The organism is Aporhodopirellula aestuarii, assembly GCF_023701485.1.
In the GTDB taxonomy this organism is placed as follows: domain Bacteria; phylum Planctomycetota; class Planctomycetia; order Pirellulales; family Pirellulaceae; genus Rhodopirellula; species Rhodopirellula aestuarii.
This window is the reverse complement of sequence record NZ_JAMQBK010000015.1, coordinates 85603-93392: the sequence shown is the minus strand read 5'-3', so window position 1 is coordinate 93392 and position 7790 is coordinate 85603. Positions and strand designations below refer to the sequence as shown.

Annotated in this window: 5 protein-coding genes; 4 read left to right on the top strand and 1 reads right to left on the bottom strand. The window is 54.9% G+C overall.

Annotated elements, in window-relative coordinates:
* Positions 1-132: 132 nt before the first annotated feature.
* The 3 genes from NB063_RS04985 (at position 133) to NB063_RS04975 (ending at position 4997) form a co-directional block, all read left to right on the top strand.
* Positions 133-2424, top strand: a complete 2292-nt coding sequence (locus NB063_RS04985; RefSeq protein ID WP_250927645.1) for a DUF1549 domain-containing protein — start codon at positions 133-135, stop codon at positions 2422-2424.
* 78 nt (positions 2425-2502) lie between these two features.
* Positions 2503-3960 (top strand): c-type cytochrome domain-containing protein, encoded by a 1458-nt coding sequence (locus NB063_RS04980; protein ID WP_250927644.1) that lies wholly within the window; start codon positions 2503-2505, stop codon positions 3958-3960.
* A gap of 5 nt (positions 3961-3965) precedes the next feature.
* The gene (locus tag NB063_RS04975) at positions 3966-4997 is read left to right on the top strand and encodes an amidohydrolase family protein (RefSeq protein WP_250927643.1); all 1032 of its coding nucleotides are present in this window, start codon (positions 3966-3968) and stop codon (positions 4995-4997) included.
* A gap of 40 nt (positions 4998-5037) precedes the next feature.
* Here NB063_RS04975 and NB063_RS04970 read toward each other — a convergent pair whose 3' ends face one another.
* A complete protein-coding gene (locus NB063_RS04970; protein WP_250927642.1) occupies positions 5038-5529 on the bottom strand; it encodes a hypothetical protein in 492 nt (163 codons plus the stop codon).
* Between the two features lie 163 nt (positions 5530-5692).
* On the opposite strand from NB063_RS04970, the gene NB063_RS04965 reads away from it, so the two are divergent.
* The gene (locus NB063_RS04965; RefSeq protein ID WP_250927641.1) at positions 5693-7780 is read left to right on the top strand and encodes a catalase; all 2088 of its coding nucleotides are present in this window, start codon (positions 5693-5695) and stop codon (positions 7778-7780) included.
* Positions 7781-7790 lie beyond the last annotated feature (10 nt).

The window sequence follows — 7790 nt, the reverse complement described above, 5'->3', positions numbered from 1 at the left end:
GTTCGCGGCAGTTTCGCCAAATGATTCCTGCAGACCTGCTTAGAACAAACCTGACACTTCCCGCCAACTCTCTCCCACCGAATAACATCTTTGCCGAAACAACATTTAGCGGCATTGAGGAATCCTACCATCATGACCGACCCACATCTCTCGCACCGTGCACGCGCGTCCGCTCCAGGTTCAACGATGAAGGACAAAACTCGTTGGATGCGATGTCTGATCCTTTGCATGACGGTTTGTGCGCTCGCCACCGGCACGGCAACCGCCGACGATTCCGACGCGGCAGACCTACCGCCGAGTTTTCGACGAGACGTGATGCCAGTGTTCTTTCGGGCTGGGTGTAACGCGGGATCTTGTCACGGTGCCGCCAGCGGAAAAGACGGCTTCATGCTGTCTTTGTTTGGATATGACGCCAAGGGCGACTATCACCGCACCGTCAACGAAATGGTGGGACGGCGGGTGAACACGTCCGTTCCGGAACAAAGCCTGTTGTTGCTCAAGTCGACTGGCGACGTTGCTCATTCCGGTGGCAAGCGGTTTGATAAAGAAAGCGAATACTATCAAACGCTGTACCGTTGGATCGCTGCGGGCGCGCCCGATGATTCCGATTCGGTGCCCGAAACCGTCGAAGTGATCCTTTCCAAAGAGCGTTTCCTGTTCGAGGAAAACGGAGCCAAGGATCGATTGCGAGTCGGGGCGATCGCGAGCGACGGTTCCAAACGGCTTGTCACTTCGCTAGCCCGATTTCATAGCAACAACGAGAGCGTGGCGACGATTGACGACAACGGCAATGTAACGGCGGTTGGCCCCGGCGACACGTATGTGTTTGCACGCTACAGCCGATTCACGATTGGTGCCGAAGTCATTGTGTTGCCCGCCGCTGAAGGGTTTCACTGGCCAAATCCGCCGGCTACGAACTATATCGACGAATTGGTTTTCGATCGTCTGCAAAAGCTGCGGATCACTCCCTCAGAACTGTGTGACGACGAAACGTTTTTGCGACGCGTGACTTTGGACTTGGCTGGTCGCATCCCCACACCCGAAGAATATCACGCGTTTGTCGACGGCGATGCTGATCGAGCAGCTAAGATCGACGAGTTGCTCGCCAACGATGAATTCGCCGATTTGTGGACCGCGTTGTGGGGCGAGCAGTTGCGAATCATTGGCGGAAACTACGCTCCGGCGGCGACTCACGTCAAAGCGGCTATGGCGTTCTATGAATGGATTCGAAAACAGATGCGTTCGGGGCGACCGCTGAATGAGTTTGTCGAAGAGATGGTCGTCGCCTCGGGAAGCAATTTGACCAACGGTCCGGCCAACCTTTACACCATGATGGTGCACGGACCGCGGTTTGAACCCAAAGTGTTCGCCGCCGACTTTTCACAAGTGTTCCTGGGCGTTCAGATTCAATGTGCCGAGTGCCACAATCATCCTTTTGATCGTTGGACTCAGGATGACTATTACAGTTTCGTCAGTTTCTTCGCCGGCATGGAACGCAAACCGGGGGTGGAACCTCGTGAACGTCGGATCTTTTATGATACGTCGACTCCTCCGGTGAAGCATGTTGTCGACCAGCGGCCGATGCCTGCTCGCGTGCTCGGCGGGATCGAACCAGTGGCAAGCGACGGCGATCCACGCAAAGAACTCGCCAAATGGCTGACCTCACCAGACAACGAGATGTTCAGCCGGAATATCGCGAATCGTATCTGGGCCCAATTGCTCGGTACCGGAATCGTGGAACCGGTCGACGACATCCGAGTCAGCAATCCTCCCGTCAATGGTCCGTTGTTGGATGCGTTGTCGAAGCGGCTTGTTGAATCCGGATTCGATCTGAGAACGCTGGTACGCGATATCTGCAACTCGCGTGTCTATCAGCTGAGTGTACAGCCCAATCCTTCCAATGTTGGTGACACCCGCCAATTTTCGCACGCCCATTTACGTCGATTACGTGCCGACGTGCTTTTGGATTCGGTCACCACCGCAACAGGGATGCAATCGTCATTCAAGGGTTTTGCCGCGGGAACACGCGCGATCGACTATTTCCCGATTTCGGGTGGTGACACCGGCGGTCCGAATTACGGCACGCCGTTCTTCAAGACGTTCGGGCGATCGAGTCGGGCGACGATTTGTGCATGCGAAACCAATACGCAACCCACCCTGTCACAAGCGTTGCATTTAGCAGTTGGTGATACGCTGCAAGAACGCTTGTGGGCGGGAGGAAAAATCAAGCAGTTGGTCGCGTCTGGAAAGACGGAGGAGCAGATCATCGAAGAACTTTTTGTGCGAACGCTCGCTCGTCGACCGACTGATGACGAGCTTGCTGCTTTGATCCAAACGATCGGTGACGCGGCTGAAGATCCTGGCGCCTACGAGGACATCTTATGGGGATTGTTCAACTCCTCCGAGTTTTCTTTCAACCATTGACTTTGTGGAGTCTGTCCTCACGCGGGCTCTGGCAAATCAGTCCTGTTTCATCGAGATGTCCTTCCTTAAGTAAATTCTATGAATTCAATACTTTTAAAAAACAACGCAGCGTTGTTAGTCCTTACGCTGTTCGCCGCGGTCGCAAACGTCATCGTTTCGTCAGATGCAGGCGCGGATGAAATGACCGAAGGCGTTGGGAATGCGAACCCGGTCACGTATGACGATCACATTTCCGCGATCTTGAAGCGTCACTGCTGGCAATGTCACGGCGACTCCAAACAAGAGGCCGGATTCAACATGGCGAACTATGCGGGTGTCGCGGGCAACGATGAACTCGTTGTTGCGGGCCGATCCAGCGCGAGCCGGCTGTTGGAAGTGATTCTTGCCGAGGATCCGTCCGAGCGAATGCCACCTGAGAACGATCCGTTGCCCGAAGAGCAAATCGCGTTGATCAAAGCGTGGATTGATTCGGGATTGCGTGAGAATTCAGGCAGCAAGGTGGCAGAAAAAAGCACGCTCGAATTCACACCAACAGCGATGGCCAACGATAACGACGGACCACCGCCGATGCCCGAAGTCTTGCCACCCGTAGCTCCGGTAAAAACGCTGCGCCCGTTCCCTGCGATTGCGTTGGCTACGAGCCCGAGAGCACCGCTGCTGGCCGTGGGATCCTATGAACGCATCGAATTGATTCATACCGAAACTCAGGAACCGATCGGTTCGCTGGCGTTCCCCGAAGGCGAACCGCACGTGTTAAGGTTCAGCCGATCGGGACGATTGCTGATGGCCGCTGGCGGACGGCCCGTTCAAAACGGCGTCGTGGTTTTGTTTGATGTTCAAACCGGCAAACGCTTGGCCGAGATCGGTGATGAAGCCGATGCGATCATCGCGGCTGACATTTCACCCGACGAACGCCGAGTTGCGATTGGTGGTTCCGGTCGCGCCGTGAAGATCTTCTCGACCGAAACCGGGAAGGTTCTGCACACGTTGGTCAAACACACCGATTGGGTGACGGCGCTTGGATTCAGCCCCGACGGAAAGTTATTGGCTTCGGCAGACCGCGTCGGCAACATCCATTTGTGGGATGCCGAAAATGGTGGCGTCGTTCGCCCGCTGGCTGAACACAAATCATCTGTGACCGCGTTGGCATGGCGTTCGGATTCGCAATTGCTCGCCTCGAGCGGCGAAGATGGATTGATCGTCTGGTGGGAGGTCGCCAAAGGATGGCCGCTGTATTCGAAATCGAATGCTCATCAACCGAAACGCCCCGCCGGAGTTTACGGCGATATCCCGAATGGTGTGATGGATATTCGATTCGGTCCTGCCGGTGAACTGGTCAGTTGTGGCCGGGATAAAATGATTCGTGTTTGGTCGAGTGATGGCCGAGAGACGACGGTCATTCCGATCGATACCGATCAGTCTGGCTCCAATATCCAAGTCCTGCCGTTACAATCAACGTTGACCTTCGATGGTGCCACCGTGATCGCGGGCGATTCGTCGGGGGCCCTTCATTCCCACGCAGCTAGAAAGAAGTAACGTTGATGAGAAATCGTCGAGCATGGTTTGTGGTTGTTTTTGTCTGCACCGCGGGCTGGGGCTTGGCGGGGGGACTTAACGTTTGTGCTGACGAGCCACCTAAAGCGGTAGAGTCAGCCAATAGTGAGGCTCTTCGAGACGACGTTCTGCGGGATCTCGATATCATCGATTGCCACACGCATTTTTATGATCCGAGTCGGCCAGAAGGCGTGCCCTGGCCCAGCAAAAACTCGTCCTTGTACCGCACCGTGCTGCCCGAACATCTGCGCAGCCTCGAGCAGTTTCGACCGGTGACAGGAACGGTCATCGTCGAAGCCAGTTCACGTGTGGACGACAATGCGTGGTTGCTCGACCTGGCCGCAGACGATCCGTTTATCGTCGGCATCGTCGGACGCCTGCAACCAGGGACCGCCGACTTTCCGGAGCAACTGCAAAGGTTCGCGGCGAATCCGCTGTTTCGAGGGATCCGCATCTCGGTTGGTCTGCTCAAGGAGATGCTTGCTGAAGATCTGCAGGGAATTGGTTCGCTAAATGACTTGGCTCTCTTGGCGGAACGAGATCTATCGCTCGACGTCAATGGCGGACCGGAGACTCCTGCGGCGGTAGCAAAACTCGCGGAGAAGATTCCGAACCTACGCATCGTCGTCAATCACATCGGTAACGTCGCGATCACGTCGGCGCCGCCTGCGGATTGGGTGGAAGCGATTCGAGCGGCGGCAAAACATCCCAATGTGTTTTGCAAAGTTTCAGGTTTGGTGGAGAGTGCATCGCATCATAGCGGGCGACCCGCACCGGACGATTTAGAGTTCTATCGCCCCTACTTCGACGTCGTCTGGGACGCGTTTGGTGAGGATCGGGTGATCTACGCCAGCAACTGGCCCGTGTCCGAACGTGGTGCCAGCTACGAAATGCTGCAACGGCTCGTGATGCATTACGTTGCCGAGCGAGGCAGAGTTGCGACGCAGAAATTCGCTTCGCTCAATGCCAAGAACGCGTACAAGTGGTTGGAACGCCCTGGTCGGATCATCCAACCGTAGATCAAAGAAACGCAGACGGCTGAGTAAACCTCTTGTTCGCTCATTCTTGCGTGGCGTTTTCTGTGATCGCCTCGGTACCCAATTTCATCCGCCGTTCTTCGACGACGGAGAACTGACGGTCCGCTTGCTTGATTAGCTGACGCAGATCCAGTGAACGTAATTTGGTCTCTCGAGGCTGGAGTTGTTCGAGGATTCGCCAGAGGCCGCGCTTGCCTGTGATTCCTAGCGAAAGGGTTTCGAGCGATTGGAAGGTTCCAAACTTTCCGGCACTTTGGTGAGCGAGTTTGAAAATTGTCAGCTTGGAGCCCAACCACGCGGTGAGGCGTTTGGTCATGTCGCCGCGGTCATCAAGATCATCCAAGAGCGATCTGAGAATCGATTGCTCATCTTCGATCTCGCGACGCAGGTCGGCAGCGAAACTCGCGAATTCATCGCCTTGATGCTCCGATTCGAGCCGTTTTAGCAACTCAATCGCCATCACCGAGCCGGCGAGATGATCGTTGAGGTAGGTCGTCAGCAGAGATGTCTTCATGGGGTCGATGTTAAGGCAAACGTCGTGCCGCTGGCATTGCCCGTTGTGCCGACATGATCGCCGCGCGGGTTGGATGTTTTGGGGAAAGATCGGAACGGCGTTTGCGTTGCGTGATGGCCCTCCGTGAATTAATTTCATTCGCATCCGATCAAGGGTTAAAACGTTGGCCAAGAAAGCTTCTCGAAATTCAGAACCAGATTCGCACGTCGGCAACGGCGGCGAACTGCACCAGACTAATTCCGGCGATGGTCGATTAACGACCAATCAAGGAGTGCCAGTCGCAGACGACCAAAACACTTTGACAATTGGGCCACGTGGACCGCAGTTGTTAGAAGATTTCATTCTTCGGGAAAAAATCACGCACTTCGACCACGAACGGATTCCTGAACGAGTTGTTCATGCTCGTGGTTACGCCGCCCACGGGTACTTCCAATGTTATGAATCGAATGCCGACTTGACCAAAGCATCATTTCTTCAAGACCCGTCGGTGAAGACGCCGGTGTTCTGTCGTTTTTCAACCGTCGCCGGCAGCGAAGGTTCCCACGACACGGCACGTGACGTTCGTGGTTTTTCGGTGAAGTTCTATACCGACCAAGGCAACTATGATTTGGTCGGCAATAACATTCCCGTGTTCTTTATCCATGACGCGATCAAATTCCCCGACCTGATTCATGCAGTCAAACCCGCACCCGATCGCGGATTCCCGCAGGCGCAATCGGCTCACGACACATTCTGGGATTACGTTTCGTTAACTCCCGAGTCGATGCACATGTTGATGTGGATCATGTCGGACCGTGCGATTCCGCGATCATTTCGTATGATGGAAGGGTTCGGTGTTCACACGTTCCGAATGATCAACGCGGAAGGTGAGAGCAAGTTCGTCAAGTTCCATTGGCGACCGAAGCTTGGGACTTTCTCGCTGATTTGGGACGAAGCGGTGAAGATTGGCGGCGCGGATCCCGACTTCCACCGTCGTGATTTATTCAACTCGATCGCGATGAAGAGCTATCCCGAGTGGGAACTGTCCGTCCAAGTATTTACCGAGGAACAAGCCAACGAGTTTGACTTTGACGTCCTCGACCCAACCAAGCTCGTCCCCGAAGAACTGGTGCCGCTGCGACCGTTGGGAAAGATGGTGCTGGACCGCAACGTCGATAACTTCTTTGCTGAAACCGAACAGGTTGCGTTTTGTCCGTCCCATGTCGTTCCCGGTATCGATTTTTCAAATGATCCGTTGTTACAGGGGCGGTTGTTCTCGTACCTCGACACACAGCTTTCTCGTTTGGGCAGTCCGAACTTTCATCAGATTCCGGTCAATAAACCCAAATGTCCGTTTGCCAATTTCCAACGAGACGGGCACATGCAGATGGACGTTCCCAAAGGTCGTGTTGCGAACGAGCCGAATAGTTTGGACCACGGATTGCTTCGCGAAGATCCAAAGGCAGGATTCACGAGTTTTCCAACGGAAGAGTCTGGGCAAAAGCTGCGAATCCGCCCCAAGAGCTTTGCCGACCACTACACGCAGGCGCGGCTGTTCTACATCTCGATGACAGAACCTGAGAAACGGCATATCGCAGGTGGTTTTGGTTTCGAGTTAGGAAAGTGCGAGAACGCGAAGATTCGAACGCGGATGCTCGGTCACTTGCAGAACATCGACGAAGGTTTGGCGAGTGACGTTGCCAAAGCGCTAGGGATGACGGGCCAAGCCGACAAGATCGAACCGATGGTCGCGGTTGGAAACCCCGAACCGTCCGAAGCTCTTTCGCAATACGCTAAAGCTCCCGCTAGCATCGCTGGAAAGAAGATCGGTTTGCTGACCACGGATGGTGTCGACGCGAAGCTCTATAAAGATTTAGTGAAGCTCGCTAAATCGGAACAGGCAATTGTTGAGGTGATCACGCCTACGATCGGTGCGATCCAGTCCAGCAAGGGCGACGAAATCACGCCTGACCATTTTCTTTCTGGGGCACCGTCTTGCTTGTTTGATTGTGTCGTCATCGCGCCGTCCGAAGAGAACGCGGCCATGTTGGCATCGCAAGCAGCGGCGGTTGATTTCATTCGAGACGCGTTCGCTCACTTGAAAGTGATCGGCTTTACCGAGCCGGCGGCGGAGCTGTTCGGTAAGGCGAGCGTTGCGACGGATGCTGACGAGGGAGTGCTCGAAATCTCAGGAGGGAAGGCGGCTGAGTTCGTCGAGAAGGCGAAACAGCATCGGATTTGGGATCGAGAACCGAGCGTTCGTGCGTTCTAGCCGCACGGCG

Excerpts from the sequence above, each read along its gene's own strand:
- NB063_RS04985 (WP_250927645.1), top strand. The coding sequence starts at position 133 with ATGACCGACCCACATCTCTCGCACCGTGCACGCGCGTCCGCTCCAGGT.
- NB063_RS04980 (WP_250927644.1), top strand. The coding sequence starts at position 2,503 with ATGAATTCAATACTTTTAAAAAACAACGCAGCGTTGTTAGTCCTTACG.
- NB063_RS04975 (WP_250927643.1), top strand. The coding sequence starts at position 3,966 with ATGAGAAATCGTCGAGCATGGTTTGTGGTTGTTTTTGTCTGCACCGCG.
- NB063_RS04970 (WP_250927642.1), bottom strand. The coding sequence starts at position 5,529 with ATGAAGACATCTCTGCTGACGACCTACCTCAACGATCATCTCGCCGGC.